This window comes from Prosthecobacter sp., from assembly GCF_044222345.1.
GTDB lineage: Bacteria > Verrucomicrobiota > Verrucomicrobiia > Verrucomicrobiales > Verrucomicrobiaceae > Prosthecobacter.
The window spans coordinates 1-16847 of the sequence record NZ_JBGANL010000080.1; the positions used below are offsets into that span (position 1 = coordinate 1).

Annotated in this window: 14 protein-coding genes and 1 pseudogene; 7 read left to right on the forward strand and 8 right to left on the reverse strand. The window is 62.3% G+C overall.

What is annotated here, in order from left to right; translation table 11 throughout:
- Together ACILSL_RS24755 and ACILSL_RS24760 are read right to left on the reverse strand one after the other, a co-directional pair.
- Positions 1-2368: PA14 domain-containing protein (locus ACILSL_RS24755; RefSeq protein ID WP_395734757.1), on the reverse strand; the 2368-nt coding region annotated here is incomplete at its 3' end.
- A gap of 325 nt (positions 2369-2693) precedes the next feature.
- Complete coding sequence (locus ACILSL_RS24760) at positions 2694-6107, reverse strand: PVC-type heme-binding CxxCH protein (RefSeq protein WP_395734758.1); 3414 nt, start codon at positions 6105-6107, stop codon at positions 2694-2696.
- 134 nt (positions 6108-6241) lie between these two features.
- Between ACILSL_RS24760 and ACILSL_RS24765 the strand changes: the two genes are divergently transcribed.
- Genes ACILSL_RS24765 through ACILSL_RS24775 form a run of 3 tightly spaced genes read left to right on the forward strand, consistent with a single transcriptional unit; the run spans position 6242 to position 7298 of the window.
- The gene (locus ACILSL_RS24765) at positions 6242-6508 is read left to right on the forward strand and encodes an addiction module protein (RefSeq protein WP_395734759.1); all 267 of its coding nucleotides are present in this window, start codon (positions 6242-6244) and stop codon (positions 6506-6508) included.
- Positions 6505-6798: a type II toxin-antitoxin system RelE/ParE family toxin gene (locus ACILSL_RS24770; RefSeq protein WP_395734760.1), complete on the forward strand. Its 294-nt coding sequence runs from the start codon at positions 6505-6507 to the stop codon at positions 6796-6798. Before ACILSL_RS24765 ends, ACILSL_RS24770 begins: the two co-directional genes overlap by 4 nt.
- Positions 6795-7298 carry a hypothetical protein gene (locus ACILSL_RS24775; RefSeq protein WP_395734761.1) on the forward strand — a complete coding sequence of 168 codons (504 nt, stop codon included), beginning with the start codon at positions 6795-6797 and terminating at the stop codon, positions 7296-7298. The genes ACILSL_RS24770 and ACILSL_RS24775 overlap by 4 nt, the downstream gene beginning before the upstream one ends.
- 12 nt (positions 7299-7310) lie before the next feature.
- On the opposite strand, the gene ACILSL_RS24780 is transcribed toward ACILSL_RS24775, so the two are convergent.
- Both ACILSL_RS24780 and ACILSL_RS24785 read right to left on the reverse strand, forming a co-directional pair.
- The gene (locus ACILSL_RS24780; RefSeq protein WP_395734762.1) at positions 7311-8189 is read right to left on the reverse strand and encodes a glycoside hydrolase family 25 protein; all 879 of its coding nucleotides are present in this window, start codon (positions 8187-8189) and stop codon (positions 7311-7313) included.
- Positions 8190-8472: 283 nt separating this feature from the next.
- On the reverse strand, positions 8473-9030 hold the full coding sequence (locus ACILSL_RS24785; protein WP_395734763.1) for a YaeQ family protein: 558 nt from the start codon (positions 9028-9030) through the stop codon (positions 8473-8475).
- Between the two features lie 587 nt (positions 9031-9617).
- Here ACILSL_RS24785 and ACILSL_RS24790 point away from each other — a divergent pair.
- From ACILSL_RS24790 to ACILSL_RS24805, 4 genes are all read left to right on the forward strand, one after another.
- Complete coding sequence (locus ACILSL_RS24790; protein ID WP_395734764.1) at positions 9618-9980, forward strand: hypothetical protein; 363 nt, start codon at positions 9618-9620, stop codon at positions 9978-9980.
- 195 nt (positions 9981-10175) lie between these two features.
- The gene (locus tag ACILSL_RS24795; protein ID WP_395734765.1) at positions 10176-11285 is read left to right on the forward strand and encodes a CHC2 zinc finger domain-containing protein; all 1110 of its coding nucleotides are present in this window, start codon (positions 10176-10178) and stop codon (positions 11283-11285) included.
- 191 nt (positions 11286-11476) lie between these two features.
- On the forward strand, positions 11477-11989 hold the full coding sequence (locus ACILSL_RS24800) for an AAA family ATPase (protein ID WP_395734766.1): 513 nt from the start codon (positions 11477-11479) through the stop codon (positions 11987-11989).
- Positions 11990-12000: 11 nt separating this feature from the next.
- The gene (locus ACILSL_RS24805) at positions 12001-12840 is read left to right on the forward strand and encodes an AAA family ATPase (protein ID WP_395734767.1); all 840 of its coding nucleotides are present in this window, start codon (positions 12001-12003) and stop codon (positions 12838-12840) included.
- Between the two features lie 218 nt (positions 12841-13058).
- On the opposite strand, the gene ACILSL_RS24810 is transcribed toward ACILSL_RS24805, so the two are convergent.
- The 4 genes and pseudogenes from ACILSL_RS24810 to ACILSL_RS24825 all read right to left on the reverse strand — a co-directional run.
- The gene (locus ACILSL_RS24810; RefSeq protein ID WP_395734768.1) at positions 13059-13799 is read right to left on the reverse strand and encodes a hypothetical protein; all 741 of its coding nucleotides are present in this window, start codon (positions 13797-13799) and stop codon (positions 13059-13061) included.
- 4 nt (positions 13800-13803) lie between these two features.
- A complete protein-coding gene (locus tag ACILSL_RS24815; protein WP_395734769.1) occupies positions 13804-14973 on the reverse strand; it encodes an AAA family ATPase in 1170 nt (389 codons plus the stop codon).
- A gap of 364 nt (positions 14974-15337) precedes the next feature.
- Positions 15338-16255 (reverse strand): HNH endonuclease, encoded by a 918-nt coding sequence (locus tag ACILSL_RS24820; RefSeq protein WP_395734770.1) that lies wholly within the window; start codon positions 16253-16255, stop codon positions 15338-15340.
- A gap of 210 nt (positions 16256-16465) precedes the next feature.
- Positions 16466-16847 (reverse strand): annotated as a pseudogene (locus ACILSL_RS24825) (hypothetical protein); the annotation flags it as partial.

The window sequence follows — 16847 nt, forward strand, 5'->3', positions numbered from 1 at the left end:
TGAAAGTCTTGTTGTTGAGGGCGCTCACGCCGAGCACGCGCAGGTTGGCGCCCGGTTCAAAAACCAGCTGTCCGGCAAAGCCAGAGTTGTTGCCAGACAGGCTCACCGTGCCGCTCTGGGAGGCAAAGCCGGTCTGCTGTGCCACCCCCGTGGCCAATGCGTTGACGGCACTGATGGTCGTTCCAGCATTCTTGGGGGTGGAACGGATGACCAGAGTCGTGGAGGCGTCTCCGGTGATGCCGCCTGAGACGATCAGATTCGCTCCTGGATCCGCGACGGGCTGCCCACCCGCAATGGCATCCAGCACCAGAGTCTTGCCGCTGGCAATGGTCACCGCACCACCCAAAGTGACCGAGACCGCATTCGCCACGTCCTGGATGACTGCGTCTGAAGTGACCTGAACAGCATTGCCAAACGTGGTCACCGCACCGGCCCCACCTTTGGAATCCAGCACCAAATTGCCGCCCGCGAGCACGATCTTCGCCGAGCCAATGGGATCAAAGGAGCCTGCCACGGTGCTGCCGGTGAGCACCAGTGTGGGGGTCTGCGAGAAAGTCAGCGCGGTGGAGGAGCTCACCGCCGAGGCATCTCCCGAGACCTTGAACTGGGTGCCGTTGATGATCGAGACGATGACCGTGCCCTTGGGGATGCCCGCGCCGCTGACCGTCATGCCCACGGCCAGTCCTGCGGTGGTCCCGGTTGTCAGTGTGCTGGCCTTGCCGTTGAGATTGCCGTCAGACGCGTAACTCGAGGGGACGTAGGTGGCATTTTGGGTCACGGATGCACCGTTCATCTGAATGCTGCTGGTGGAGCCCAGGGTGTTGGCGCTCTGCGTCTGATTGAAGTAGAGCCAGCCAGCACCGGTTTTTTGGATGGTCATGGCCCGGCCTTCATCCGAAACCACGCCGTCAAAGGCCACATTCATGTCCGAGGCGATGGTGACCGTGCCGCCGGTGCCTGAGCCCAGGGTGCCAAACACGGTGGGGGAACCTGCAGTCCCACCAAAGCGCAGCGTCTTGCCAAAACCGCCGCCGTTGCCCACCACAGCGGTTTCGCCGAGGACGTCGTAAGACGACACCTTGAGCGTGACGCCGGTGTCCATCAGCAGGCGCCCCAACTGAGCGGAGGTGACGGTGGTATTGGAGAGGGAAATCTCGGCATTCCCTGTGAGGCGGACGTCATTGCCCAGCTGCAGGGCGTTGCTGGAGCCGTTCACGGTGTTGACATCCGCCTGACGAAGTGCGCTGTTCGGAATGACTTTGCGAATCTGCCCGAGGCCATCGTTGGTGTCAGGACCTGCGTAGCCCAGATTGATGTTGCCGCCGCCGGAGCCGTTCACGTAGTCGATGCGGATGTCGTGCGCGCCGGAAGCCAGAAAGATCGGCGCGCTGGAAAGGTCCGTGTTGCCTTTGCCACCGTCGTTGTTCAAGACCAGGATTCCGTCGATGTAAACCTTGGCCCCGTCATCAGCGGCGGCAAAGAAGGTGTAGGCTCCGGCAGAACCGATGTTCACCTTGCCCACCCATTGAGCCCCATTGGCCGCAGGGATGTTGTTGACATTGCTCAACTGGAGGTCCGTGCGGACGCTGTCTGCGACACCCGTGAAATTGACAAGGCCGCTGTCACCGGTGCCATTGGTGGTGAACTGACGGCCGGAAAGTCCGTTTGACGTGGCGTTGAAGCCCAGAATGTCGAGGCGCGAGCCTGCCTGCAGGGTGACCTGGTTGGTTCCCAGCGGATTCTTTCCGGTGGTGAGGTCGGTGGAGTTCACATCCACCCGGAGCATGGCCTTGCTGCCCACGGAGATGCCGCCGGTGAGGGTGGAGGCGAAGTTGTTGTTGCGCGTGCCCAGGCGCAAAACGCCGTAGTTGGAACCTGGGACGGCGGCCGTGTCGGTGAACTGGACGGACAGGCCGTTGGTGCCGGCGAGGGGGGCGGTGAGGAAGACTTCGGTGTTGCCAGCCAGGGAGCTGGAATCCCCCTTGATGGTGATGGAAGGCGAGGCACCGGTGAAGGTCAGGGTGTTCGCGGCGGAGGAAGAGGCGATGTTGGTTCCGTCCGCTTCAAATCGCAGCCCGCCCACGGTGATGGGAGTGGTGATGCTTATGTTCGCAGCGCCCAGGAAAGCAGCGATGTCTCCGTTGAGGTTGTTCCAGGCGATCTGACTCCCGGCCGTGTTCGTGGGCACGGTGGCAAGCCAGTTGGTGCTGGTTGTATCCCAGGTTCCGGAGGTGAACTCGCCGGAGATCTTGCCATCCGTCGTCCAGTAGATGGTCGCCGATTGCAAAGGCGTGGCGACTTGCATGACGAACACCAGCACGGTCATGAACCAGCCGAGGAGGATGCGATTGTGTCGAAGTGTTTTCATCAGAGAAAGGTTTTGGCAGGGCGAAGCGGGAGATTTTTAAAAAAGGCGGAAGAAAGGGGCACAAGACAGCGAAACGGCGGCGTTTAGACACTGAGCCTGCACACCCATGGGAAACCCTGAAAAGTCACAACCGTTCGGCACAACGAGCAAATCGTTGGGGGCCAGGCCGATGGGGTGATTTCTCATGAGGGTAAGCAAATGGTTGGCGCATGGGTGCACGTCGGGGTAAGACAGCATTCCAAGCCTAGCGTTCAGAATAGCGAAAATGCATCTGTCCCGTCAATGCAAATACATCGACTTTACGATTTTTCGCCTTTGAGAAGCCTCAGGGCACCGCAACTGCGGGTCCATCTAAGATTTCCACGCGTAATGCCGCCAGTTCCCCAGCGTCGCGGGTGATCAGCACGCTGATCCGGTGGGTTCCGGCGCTCAATTCGAGCTCCTGCTGGGGCAGCAATTCCTTTAGCTCTGCCCCGTCCACCGCCACAACGATTCCCTTCACGGCGCTGAAGCCGAGTTTGACCTTGCCGGCACCGTCCAATTTCAGGCCAAATTGGACGATTTTCGGGAACCAGGGATACATTCTCTGCGCGGCGGGCAGATCGGCCAGCGGGAGGTCGCCATTCACCTGGCTGAGCGCCATCTGCCATGGGAAGGGGTGCTTCTCATCGTTCAGGGCAAAGCTGCCCACGTGGCGGACGTGGTCCACGTCCTTCTGCTCCATCTTGCCCATGGCCTTCCAAGTGCGGACGTAGCGGTTCGGCTGGGTCTTGTAGGCCCCTTCCCGGCCGAGTTCGGAGAGGAAGCGCACGAGATCGACGAATTCGTCCTCCCGCAGGCTGGCGGTGAGGCCGGGGGGCATCATGCTGACGGGACTCATCTGGCGGCTGGCGATGGCGGACTTGGCCACTTTCACAATTTGATTGGCGGGGTCACGAATCGTCAACTCCTCGGCACCGTCATTGATCAGGCCGCCGGAGATGACTCCGCCGTCCTTTTTGCTGATGATGACCATGTGGTAGCCTTCCTTGATCTTCTTGCTGGGCTCCAGCAGGCTTTCAATGAGGTAGTCCACCGGGGCGCTGGCGCCGATGCTGACGAGGTTGGGCCCCAGCACGCCGCCGGATTCGCCGATGGCGTGGCAGGTGGTGCAGAGCATCTGCTGGCGGCGGTAGACGGCTTCGCCACGGGCGGGGTCGCCCTGGGTCTTCACCTTGGCCACGAGGGCGCTCATTTCCTCAGGGGTGAGGGGGCGGTCCATCTGCTTCACGCCGCCGGCTTTCTTGAGGGCCTCGGCCAGGGGGCCCTGGATGCCACGGGAGGTGACCATGCGGATGCCTTCCACGGCCACGGAGTCAAGAATCGTCTTGCCTGCCAGCTCCTTGGCCAGCACGCCGGGAAGCTGCTTGTTTTTGAGGAAAACGGTGAGGATGGGCTTGGCGGCATCCACTTCGGCCTTGGCCAGGAACTCCACGGCGCGCCTGGCCGCGAGCTGCGGGCCAACGCTGGTCAGGCCGTCGATCATGAGGGCACGGAAGCCGTTGTCCTGGGATTCGGTGAAGAGCTTGTCAAAGAGATCGCGGGACTTCACGCCGCCGAGGGCGGTGAGGCCGCGGGTGGCGCCATCGCGGATGGCGGGGATCGTTTTGGCGTCAGTGAGCAGGGCCACGAGGGTGTCGCGGGCGGGCTCCACCTTCCAGAGTCCGGCGAGGATGGCGGCACGATGCACCACGTGGGGCTCAGGACGGGTAAACCAGGCCATCACGATGTCTTTCGCGCCTTCGGGGATGACTTTGCGATCAGTGGCGGCCTTCACCAGGGCATCTTGCAGACCGATGTAGTAGGGGGCCAGGGAGGCGTCGTTGACCATGTCGACCATGGTTTTGGCCTGCGCGGGGTCGGCGGCGCTGCCGGCCATGTCGAGCACGGCGGCGGCGTCTTCGGCGCTGAGCTTGCCGCTTTTCAGGGCGGCAAAGAGGGGTGGCAGGGCATCGCTGCGGCCGGTGCTCTTCATGGCGTAGACGAGGTGCTTGGGGCGCTCGTCGAGCTTGAGCTTGCCCTCAACGACGGCGGGCATCCAGATGTCGGCCTGCTCACGGCAGGTCTGCTCCAGCAGGAAATCGAGGGACTCGTCCATCGGGTGGTCCAGCACCTTGAGGGCGAGGCTGACGGCGCCGGGCTTGTGCATGTCTGCCAGCACGGCCAGCGCCCAGAGGCGCACCTGGGCGTTTTCGTCTGCCACGGCCTTTTCCAGCACCTTCATCACGTCGGGTAAAACCTTCCAGCGGTGGCTGAGGATGCGCAGTGCGGCGGCGCGGATGCGGGCGTCCCCGTTTTCCCACAGCCTGCGCCAGAGCGTGGGGGAGAAGGAGTTCACGCCTTCGCGTGCCCAGGCGGCCTCCAGCAGGGCGTGGGAGTCGGCTTCCTTGGTGGTGTCCAGCTTGGCGGCCCACTCGTCCAGGGCCAGGGTGACTTTGGCAGCGCCCTGATCGCGGAGCTCGCGCTTGGCAAAACGGCGCACGTGGTTGCGGTCGGACTTGAGCATTTCCAGCAGGTCGGTGGTGGAGGCCCCGGCGATCTGGACCTTGGGGCTGAGGGGCCTGCCCTTGGCGGTGATGCGCCAGATGCGGCCGTGCTGGTGATCGCGGCGGGCGTCGCGGAAGTCCACTTCCCCGTGCTGGATGATGGGATTGTACCAGTCGGCGATGTAAATGGCACCGTCAGGCCCCATCTTCACATCGATCGGACGGAAGGCGCGGTGCGTGGAGGCGAGGAGGTCGGGGAGCTGCTTGGCGATGTAGCTGCTGCCGCTGGGGGTGAGCTGGAAGCGGTTCACGCGGTTGCCGCGGAAGTCATTGAGCACAAAGGTGCCCTGCCAGTCGGCGGGGAAATGGGGGTCTTCGATGATTTCCAGGCCGCACTGCTTGGGCTGGCCGGGGCTGAGACCGTGGAGGATGCGCTTGGCCCCCGGGGAGGTGGCAAAGACGGAGCCCGGGAAGATGAAATTGATCCCCTCCCCGCCGGCACCGTCGCAGGCGAAGCTCTGGCCCCAGCGGTCAAACTCCAGGCCCCAGGGATTGATGAGGCCTTTGCTGATGATTTCCGCCCGGCGTGTCTCAGGCCGGAACTCCCAGATGCCGCCGCCCATGAGACGGCGGATGCCGTGAGGGGTCTCCATGTGGGTGTGGATGTAGATGGATTGATTGAAGTAGAGCATGCCCTCCGGGCCCCAGCGGAAGGTGTGGAGGAGGTGATGGGTGTCCTCCGTGCCGAAGCCGCTGAGCAGGATGGTGCGGTCGTCTTCCTTGAGGTCGTTGTTGGTGTCCTTTAGAAAGAGCACCTCGGTGGAATTCGCCACATAGAGGCCGCCGTCCCCGGGGGCGAGGGCCGTGGGGATGTGCAGGCCTTCGGCGAAGGTGGTGGATTTGTCGGCCTTGCCGTCGCCATTGGTGTCTTCCAGCACGACGACCTGGTCCTTGGCCTCTTCGCCGGGCTTGATGTGCGGGTAGGTGGTGCTGGTGACGACCCACAGGCGGCCCTGCGCATCCCAGTTCATCTGCACGGGCTTCTGGATCATGGGTTCCGCCGCGAAGAGATTCACCTCAAAGCCCTCGGGAACCACAAAGGCCTTCAGCTCCGCCTCCGGGTTCGCGTCCGGCAGATCGGCCAGAGAGGTCGGCTGCGAGGCGTGCGCGAGTCCAATGGAACCAACGAGAATCAGGGCAAGGCGGGTCATCATAAAAGGGAAGGCAAAGTACGGCGCTGCGTCGGGCGTTTGGCAAGCATTCTCTGGGGGGAAATGCGGGGGCGTGAGCTGGCTGCCGGATAGCATCCCCAGTTGAAAGCAGTGCCCATGCACCTTACAATGCAATTATGACCGCCGTCCTTCCATACGAGCAATTGCTGGAAAGCTCGATGAACCTACCGCCGCAAGACCGTTCCCGGCTGGCGACCCGCCTGATCGAAAGCCTTGATGACGCGGATGATGATGTTGAAATCAGCGACGAATGGCAAAAGGAACTCGACCGCCGGGTAGAGGCCGTCCGCAACGGAAGCATGCGCACCATTCCACACGAGGAAGTCATGAATGAAATGCGGACGCTGCTCGCCAGCATCAAGGCCGGCAAACAAGCCAAATGAGCCTGTTTTGGAATGACGCCGCCAGGCTGGAACTGGTCGAAGCAACCAGTTATTATGGCCAGATTGATGACGAACTCAGCGGACGGTTTGGTGCTGCAGTGGAGGCGGCCACTTTGAGAATATGCAGCGCCCCTTGCATGCACCGGCGCTTCAAGGGTGAAATGCGCAAGGTCAGGGTGGAGAGGTTCCCATATGCGCTCGTTTACCGAATCGAAGAAAACGGCCTTCATCTTGTTTCCGTCATGCATCTGCACCGGCGTCCCGGCTACTGGAACGGGCGCGTGGAGTGAACCGTCAAACGAGTCAGGCAATATCCGCCCCTATTTCTAATGCTGTGAACGCAGCAACTCCCAAAGAAAGCTGTGAACTCTTGATGCGTGAGGTTCTGCCTCTCGCAAAACGAATGCTGGCAGAGAGCGGCGAATTTTACCCCTATGGAGGGATAACAAGAATCGATGGCAGCACCGTGCATGTTGCTGCCCAGGAGAAGGACAACATCCATCCGAAGTCCAAAACGCTGGTGGACATCCTCACGGAGGAATTTCAGTCTCAAGCGACGAATCAAGAGATACAGGCCTGTGCCATTGTATTCGATGTCCTGATTCGTCCACCCAATGAAACGGAGAAGGTGGATGCGATTCAGGTAAACCTTGATCACATAGGTCTCTATTCTGTCGAGGTCCTGTTCCCTTATGTGATCGCCGATGGCAAGGTGACTTACCGCACACCCTTTGCCCAAGAAGGAGACTATCTGATTTTTGGCACCAAAAGGAAGCCGCATGCAGACTAGCGGCTTAACCGCTCACCGCCACATCACCACCGCCGTGGCGTGTTCGCGGTAGTATTTCTCAAACGCGGAGCGTGAGCCATTGAAGAGGCTGCGGTCGCAGAAGTGGCGCAGGGAGGCGCGGCCGCCGCTGCGGGTGTAGGCGGCGCCGACGTCTCCGGAGAACTCGGGGCCGAGCAGAGCGGTCTTCGGATGGCCGCTGATGTCGCCGCAGTACTGCCAGAAGGTCCAGGTGCCAAAGACGCGCGGGACGCTGAAGGTCATGTGCGTGGCCGACTGCTCGCCGTAGCGGGGAATCCACAGGCCGCAGGCTCTGAGCACGGCGCGCTGGGCGGGCGTCAGCGCCTGCAGCTCGCGCTCCTGTTCCGCAAAGCCGGGCATACCAGGAAGTGGCACGCCGCAATACAGCAGGGGCCAGGCCCCGGTGCGGGCGCGCACGCGCTGCGCGGCATGGGCGAGCTGCGACCACGACACGCGGTCCCGCCCTTCGTTGTCCAGCACGAGCAGCAGCGGATGCCGGGTGGTGCCGTTGCGCCGGGCGGCGGCGGCGGCCACGTTCATGAAGCGCTGGATCTGCGCGTCCAGATTCCCTGCGCGGCTCACGTAATGATACGCGCCCCACTTCAGCCCCGCCACGCGTGCGGCGCGCTCGCGCCGGGTGTAGTCCACGTCCGTCCCGGTGCCGCCGTGCGTGGCGCGGTGGATCATCAAATCCACGCCCATGCTGCGCAGCAGCGCGGGGCGCACCACGCCGCCGTCCCAGCCGAAATCGACGGTGTTGTTGGGCAGCGAGCGCGCGCGATGCACAGACACGGTCGCGGTGCGGATGGGGGCGCAGGCCGCGAGGAGGGAGGCGGCAGCGATGCAGGACCAGACCGAGGCACGCGAGTTCATGGGCACCGTTTTAGCGGGAGGCGGGCGGGGGCGTCAATGGAGAAGCGTGCGTGGCATGCGTCCCCCGAAGCAGCCTTGTTGCGCCGCAACAAGGGAGGCGCTCCGCTGCTTCCAGGGTTTCCGGCAGTCCGAAACGCTCCTCTCTTTGCGTCAGCACTCCCATGCTTTGCGAACCTCGAAAGCGCAACCTGCATGCCGACAGCCCTTTCCCAGTTGCGGCGCAACTGGGCTACATTACGGCACCACGCTGCCACGATTCACCGGCCACTGAGCACTTCCCCGCCTATTCCCCGCCACACAGCTTCACCGGCTTGATCTCCACGGTGCGGTCCCCTTCCCCGACAAAAAGCACGCCTTCCTGCAGCGTCACGGTGAGGTCCATGGAGCGCTGCGCGAGCTCGCCCAGGGCCTGGCTTTCGGCGGCGGGGATCTGCCAGACGTGGAGGTTGCTCACACGGGTGAATTTTCCCGCGAGCCCGGCCCACCAGGTGGCGGCGTTGCTGGCAAAGCTGTACACGCTCACCTTCTTGGACCGGCCGCAGAGGCGCACGAGTTTTTTCTCATCGGGCTGGCCGAGCTCAATCCAGTGCATGAGCAGGCCGGTGAGGTCGTGCTGGCTGAGCGCGGGCTCGTCGGCCTCCCACATGTCCTTGCCAAACTCCAGCTTGCCGAGGTCGTTGTTTTCAGGCGCGTTGAGCACAAAGGCCAGCAGGCGGATCATCATGCGCTCCTCCGTCTCCGAGGGGTGCCGCGCGAGGGTCAGCTCGTGGTCGGCATAACGGTTGGCGTCGAGGTCGGAGAGGGAGACCTTGGCTTTGTAGATGATTGCTTTGAGGGCCATGACTTCGCTTACGCGGGGAAGCGGCCGGTGGCAAGGGAGCGTGTGTGACGGCATTGGTGAGGCAAGCGGCAAAGCAGCGCCGGAGATCGTCCTCGTCCTCGTCCTCGTCCTCGATCCTTCCGCTCCACAGCCGCCAGAGGCGGGGGGCTTTGGAAAAGGGGGAGAGCGATGACTCACCCGCACGCGCTGGGACGAAGGATTCTACGGACGCGCACAACGCGTCCCTACCATCCGGCGCGGCGCATCGGGTGGTAGGGAACCGCTGCGTCGGGTCCGTGATCATGGGTCTGCGGCTTCGCAGGCGCTCAAAAAGGTCCGCCGTCCTCGGGGCGCGGACAATGCGGGAACCGTCGCGCATTTGCAGGCGGCGAACCCATCTTTCCGGGCGGACGCGCAGGTGATTACATTACTACCACGTCCTACCACGTTTATATACACCCGGCCACGGCGTGTCACCTTTCGGCATCTTTTTCCACAAATTGCGTTGACTTTTAAAATTCGGACCCAAGTCTTTTTCCATCCACACGAACGGCTCGCAGGCCTCCTGCAGTCCGTCCGGCGGATACCAGAACCTGCTCTGCCTGACCATGACACTGAACACGATCTCCGACCTGCCCGTTTCTCCCGGCCCTGCTGCCGCACCCCACGCCGCCCTGCCTTCCACGGTGGCAGAGGCAGCAGCAACGCCGCCACCCTCACCGGCCCTGCTCACCTCCGCCCAGCTCATGGCGGCTCTGGGCATCAGCCGCCGCATGCTGAAGAAGTGGAACCGCGGCTGCTTCATCCCCTCCAGCGGCGTGCGCCACGCGCGGCGCTATGATCTGGAGCAGGTGATGGAGGCTCTGCGCACGCACGGGCAGCCGGCCCCGGCAGCACCCTCCGCCGCACCTGGCTCGGGCGGTCCCGCCGGGGATGCTGCTGAGGACGAATACCATGCAGTGCCACTTTAAAGCATTCGCCGTCCACGAATCCTACTCGAACTCGTCCTCCTACTCGTCCTCGATCAAAACGCGCTGCGCCCGATCAAGCACCCAAGGCAGGCCCACCGACAGCTCCCACCCGTTCTCTGCTTTCGACATCATCGGATCGAGGACGAGTTCGAGTAGGAGGACGAGGACGATCTCAAGCCCACCACCACCCACTTTATGAACACCACCCACAAACGCCCAGACCACCACGACATACCATCCCTGAAGGAACGCCTGCTCATCCCGGAGGCGTGGCAGAAGCTGGGGCTGGAGGGGCAGCCGGCGTCGGCGTGCCGCTCGCCCTTCCGCGAGGACAAGAACCCCTCCTTTGCCATCTCGAAGGACGGGAAGCGCTGGAAGGACTACGGCACGGGCCAAAAGGGGGACGTGATCGACTTCATCGCCATGGCGCGGCAGATCAGCACGGCGGAGGCCACGCGGCTGTTTCTGGACCTGGCCGGGGTGCCACGGAAGGCGCCGCCGGGGCACACGCCGCCGGGGCACACGCCCCGCAGCAGTTCCTTCAAGGAGAAGGCCACCGCGCTGCTGCCACCGGAGAAGACGCCACCGCAGGAGGGGCTGCGCGTGCCGCTGCAGAATGGCACGGAGGCGGACCGGCGGCTGGTGGCGGAGACCCGCCGCCTCTCGCCGGATGCCGTGTCGCTGGCGCTGGCGTATCGCACGCTCACCTTTGCCATCGTGAAGGGCTTCCGCTGCTGGCTGCTGGTGGATGCGGAGGAGCGCTGCGTGGAGGCGCGGCGGCTGGATGGCCTGCCCTTCACGTCGTGCGGCACGCTGGGGCGGCGCAAGGCGCACACGCTGCGCGGCTCCCGCAAGGACTGGCCGCTGGGCGCGGCGGTGCTGCGCCGCCTGCCCCAGTTCCGCACGCTGCTGCTGGTGGAGGGCGGGCCGGACTACCTGGCGGCGCTGCACTTTGCGCTCGAACTGGAACGCTGGGATGTGCTGCCCGTGGCCATGCTGGGGCGCGGCACGGGCACGCGGATCCACCCCGCAGCGCTGGAGCTCATGCGCGGCCGCCGCGTGCGCCTCTACCCCCATGCCGATGCGGACGGCGGCGGTGCCCAAAGCGCCCGCCAGTGGGCCTCCCAGCTCATCGGCGTGGACTGCGAGGTGGACTTCTTCGAATTCAATGAGCTGCGCCGCACGGACGGCACGCCCGTGAAGGATCTCAACGACTGCACCACCGGCCTCGATGACGAATCCACCGTCAGGCTCTGCCGCACCCTCTTCCCCACACCGGATCTGGAGGTACATCCGCCGTTTTAAAAATCCTCCTCTTCCTCCTCCTCTTACTCTTCCTCCCCCTTTCCGGAGATCCGGATTCCGGGAGGAGGAGGAGGAGTAAGAGGAGGAGGAAGATTCAGCCGAGCACCACCCGCATCGCACACGCCCACACGCCCACACGACCCATTTCCCGTTAATACCACAACATACCAAACAACAAACAAGCACAGACCATGATCACACCCTTCATCCCAACTCCCGAAGAGCTCGCCGAGAGCGAGCGCGTCCGCGCACGCCAGGCGGCTTACACAGCCAGCGCCACGCACAGCACCCACACTCCGCCCGCAGCCGAGGCCACCCCCACGCACACGCAGAGCACCGGCAGCCCCGCACCCCATGCCCCCGCGCAGGCGGTGCCCGGGCAGCCGCCGCCACGGCCGCCGCTGGCGCAGTTTATCCTCACGGCAGAGCAGCTCGAAGCCCTCGTCATCCCGCCACGGCCTGCGCTGCTGGACCAGTGGCTGTGCGAGGGGGATCTGGGCTACATCTACGCCCCGCGCGGCGTGGGCAAGACGTGGCTGGCCATGGCCCTGCCCGGCGCCATCTCCACCCGCAGCCCCCTGGGCCTGTGGCAGGCCGGAGAAGAGGCCCCGCCCGCCGACACCCCCGCCGCTTCCAGCCCCGAGGACGCGCCCGCCACCCCGGAGGAGATCCGCGCCCGTGCCTCGATGGCGAGATGGCGCTGAAGCCCGCGCCCGTGCCTGCGCCCGCCCCCAGCCACATCCCGGTGCTTTACGTGGATGGCGAGATGGCGCTGAAGCACAGCAAGTACCGCGCCCGCGGGCTGGACCTGTCCAAGGTGCACCACCTCCACCATGAGCACCTTTTCAATCAAAGCGGCACCGCCGTGAACATCGGCGAGCCCGAGGACCGCCAGCGCCTCACCCAGGCCCTCATTGAGCAGGGTTACCGCGTCCTCATTCTGGACAACCTGAGCTCCCTGGCCTCCGGCATCGATGAAAACAAAGGCACCGACTACGAGCCGCTGGCCAACTGGCTGCTCGATCTCCGCCGGCGGAAGATCACCGTCATCGTCATCCACCACGCCGGGCGCAATGGCATGATGCGCGGCCACTCCAAGCGCGAAGACGCCTGCTCCTGGATCATCGAACTCCGCAACGCCCGGCAGGAAACCGACCCCGGCGCGAAGTTCATCAGCCACTTCGCCAAACCCTCCCGCAACACCGGCGATCCCCTCCCCGACCTCCTCTGGCACTTCACCACCGACAAGACGACCGGCATCACGGACATCAAGTGCGAGCTGTCCGTCGAGAACGATTATGAAATGTTCATCCAGCATGTGCTGGAGGGCGTGCAGACGCAGGCAGACATCGCGGAGATGATGGGCAAGCATCGCGGCTGCGTGAGCAAGTGGGCCGCCAAGGCCCTGCAGGAGGGCCGTCTCAAAGGCTCCCCGCGCAAGCTGCTGCCACCTGGTAAAGCCGCCGCCGCCGTCAAAACCCGCGTCCATGCCAGCGACGACGACGATGATGACCCGCTCGCCGACTTCCGCGATGACGATGACGACGCCTGCTGATCCCCGCACCTTCATCGTTTCACCTGGGCAATGTTGCATGTTGCACACCCTAAGCTCGGCAACATGGCAACATTTCCATCCCAGTCTCCTCCACTTGAGCATTGAAGAGCATCTGATGGCATTTGGAGGCACCATGAGGAAGTTCAGTACTCAAAAAGGCCCAAATCATGGCAACATTTTTGCCGCCAAAATTTTACCATGAGACAACGCCCCTGGCATCAAAACAAGTTCTCGGTCCTCTCCTGGAGAACGAATTCGAGAACATCTCGAAACTCTTCTGAAAAACGCGCAGCTTGCGGCAGGTCGTTACAGAGACGTGCCCACTCAGCAATAATGACATGCCTCTTCGAACGGTAATCTAAAGGAGTCTTTTTGATGCGCACCGATGCGGGAAGTGCGCTAAACCGACTTTCGGGTGCTGGATGGCATTCCCAGCCTCTTCTGATCATTTCAGGCTCTGTAGGGAAGAGAGCTGCCACTACCCATGCACCTGTGTTTTTAGAAGGCGTGCAAAGGACGGTCTTTGGCGGCACCTGCGTCTCACCACACCAGCTGAGCAACACCTTACGTAGTTCATTGGCGGCATCCGCAGCAGGCGGACAGGGCTTGTCGCAGGGCAGAGGCAAATCGGTTGGGAGTAGAATGTCCGCATACTCCCTGCCAAGCGCTTCGCCATACTCCTTGCCTGCCACATCCACATCAAGATGCAGGATGAGCAGATCATACATACCCAGTCCCCAGAGCAGATTGTCTCCAGAGAGTCTGCCACTTCCCCTTTTAGCTGAAGCGTGACACCAGCGGTAAACCCCGCCCCAGCCCGTGCCCATCCCCCCGAAAGCGAGCGAGGTGTCAGGAAACAGCTGCTGCAGGACAAACGGTTGTCCTCCCAGCATTGACTCCAGTGCAGCATGGATCACGACTCCATCTCCCAGCCCTTCGGCCACCAGAGCGATGCGCAATGGCCTAGACATTCGGCACGCCTCCGATCAACCCGTTCACCCACATGCGGGACAGCGTCCACTCATCATTGGGCCGCGCCTTCAGCGCCCTCTCCAGATCAATACGCTGCACCACTGTATGCCCCCTGTTATCACGGTCTACCGTGAAGAGACGCACGCGATCATCCGCCAAAGGCAAACCATCCAAAACAAGTGGATTATGGGTCGTGAGGAAGACCTGGCGCTTGGGCTGAGCGGCGAGAATTTGTTCAGTTAGGGTGCTAATCAAACGCTTGGCCAACAGCGGATTAAGACCGTGATCAATATTCTCAACGGCAAAGACTTTTGGTGCGAGCGGGTGCAACGCAAGCACGGCTAGAAAGGTGAGGTACAAAATGCCCTCGTTGACGTCATTTGCCCTGAGCACAGGAGAACGCGGAGTTTCGTCATCCTTCTTAAAGTACCGGTCAGTGAAGCCAAAATCCAACATTTCAGAATGACTATCTGATCCCCTCTTAGTCAGAACAGAATCTCCAAACCAATCCATGCATGAGCGCAACTCAATGTTGTACTCCTTCCACTTCTCCTTATCGTGGCAAAGCTCATGGATGGCATTCGCCAGCCTCCCACCACCAAGGCCCACAGGCTCACGTTCTTGATAGTCTTTAACCCAACCATGCAGAATGGATGAATTTGCCGAATAGATGCTGTAGGAAGCCAAGGCTTTGAGAAAAAGCGATGCTGAATGACCTGGCTGTATTTCCGCCAACCTAAGAGCAGCCAGGCCTATTTCAGGATCCGTAATGTTGCCATTTGACTCTGGCCTATTCAGCAAAAACTGGTCCTTATGCTTCAGTTGTTCGACCTTAAATCCCCATGGAGACAACCGAAAGCTCGGTGGCGGTTGCAGTGTGACATCATAAAACACCCGATCGCTTTCCGCAAATAGCCGCGTTGACGCTTCATCGTCACATCCTTCAAACATTGGCATGAAATAGTTGCTCGCCCGGCACCCGCGCCACACCAGCGTGGATTGATCCACCCTTCCAGACGCCGCCGCTGAGAGCACCGCCAGCGCTTCGAGGAGGTTGCTTTTGCCACTGCCGTTGGCACCGATGAAGACATTCACCTGCCCCAGCTCCAAGGTAATGCTCTGGATGGATTTGAAGGATTCTATGGTCAGGGTCTCGATCATGAGTGGTGCATGGTAGATGGAGCGACCTCAGCCTGCCACGTCAAATTTACCCGGCCCTTGTGCCAAACTGTGTGCCAAACTGTGTGCCAAACTGTGTGCCAAACTGTGTGCCCGCTGGGCTGCACCAAGCCCCCTTTGGCTCAAAATGTTGCATGTTGCCGCGCTTAGGGTGTGCAACATGCAACATTTCCCCTTCCCCGACTGTTGCACGGGGCAAGGGGTGGTAAGGCGTGGAACTCCGATGCATCGGAGCGCAGTTTCGGGGCTTGCGACGGCGAAACAGCGGCAACATTTGGAGGCTCAAAATGTTGCCAGGGTATCCGTCTCATAAGCTTCCAAAGTCGGCCTTAGCGGCCTCAATTCCTCACCGTCCCGCCTTCGTGAACTGCTCGAATTTCTGAGCCAGAAAATCCCGGTTTGGCCGATGCCCTTCGAAGGTTGGGAAGCGCATCTGGCGGCCTTCCATGCCGAGAAGACCCTGGCTGAACATGGGCCCGTCGCGGGTGCCACGCACAAGTTCGCTGAGGATGATTTTTCCTTCGGGGTCGATCCCCATGAGGTCGGACTCGTAGGCGGTATGGTGGAAGGTAGACATGGCGATGCCGTTTTGCACGCTGGCCAGACCGCCTTCTGAATCGCCCACAATGTGCGCAGCCTCCAGAAGATCCACAAGCGGCAGATTGGTCAATGCGCAGCGCAGGCCATAGGCCATGAGCACGCGCTGGCGGAAGGCGCGCTGATGCAGCCGGTTTTTGCGGATGCCGTAGCTGTATTGCACGGGCACCTCGTTCACGCCGGCAAACATCGGGCTGGACTCTGGCTGGTCGAAGACCACGCGTGCCATTCCGGCTGGGAAAGAAAACTCCTCCACGAACACAGGGTAAAACACCTCATACAAACTGTCCGCGATGCCGCGCAGGTAGATCAGCGGCAGGTTCTTGAGGTAAGCCTGCTGCAGATGCCGGTTGAAGGGGCTTTTTTCTCCCTCGCGCTGCAGGCGGTAGCTGACGGCTCCATTCTCAAGATCTCCGTCTTCATAGGGCGCGGAGCGGCCTGCCCGCGAAGGTGTCACCTGTTTGATGCTCAGCGCTGCATCGTCGGTGAGTTCCTTCGGCTTGAAGATGCCTGCGGCTTTGGTGGCGAAGAAGATCTGCTTCCCAGTCACTTGAAATCCCTTCTGAATCTCCGCCCAAGTGAAAACGTTGTCGCCCGCATCACGGATCATTTGCTGGATTGCCAAACCGGCCGCGGCTCGGATCTGCGCATTGAGGTCGGGTGACATGGAGTGAGTGGAGAGCCGATGATTCAGCAGATCGAGGCGTATGCCATCGAAACTTGCTCAAGAGTGGGCAGGAAGCCGCAGCGGTGTAAAGGTGAAGGCGGTGAGTGGCAAGCGGGGGAAGGGGCGAGGGGAGGGAAGTTGCCGGGGGTTTTTGTGGACAGCCGGGGTCATGGCTGTTTGCGGAGCGCCCCCTGTTCCGCAGGAACAGGGCTACTTTCCCAGCGCCCTTCTCAGCCGGGCCAGGGTGTGCGGCTGGCGCTTTTTGGCGAGGGCGCATTCCCAGAGGCGGAGGACGGTCCAGCCGGATTGACGCAGCGCGCGGGTGACGAGGCGGTCGCGCTGGCGGTTGCGGGCGATCTTTTCATCCCAGAATTTCCGGTTCTGCCGGGGGCGGGTTCCGTGGGTGGGGCAGCCGTGCCAGAAGCAGCCGTCTACAAAGACGACGACGCGCTGCGCACGAAAGACGAAGTCCGGCCGCACGCGGGGGTGGCGCTGGCGGGCGGGCGCGGGGGCTGTCGCTTTGGTCTTCGCCTTGGGCTTTCCCTTGGCCGGGGCGCTGCCGGGGCTGCTGCGGAGCCGGGTGGCGTGGGGC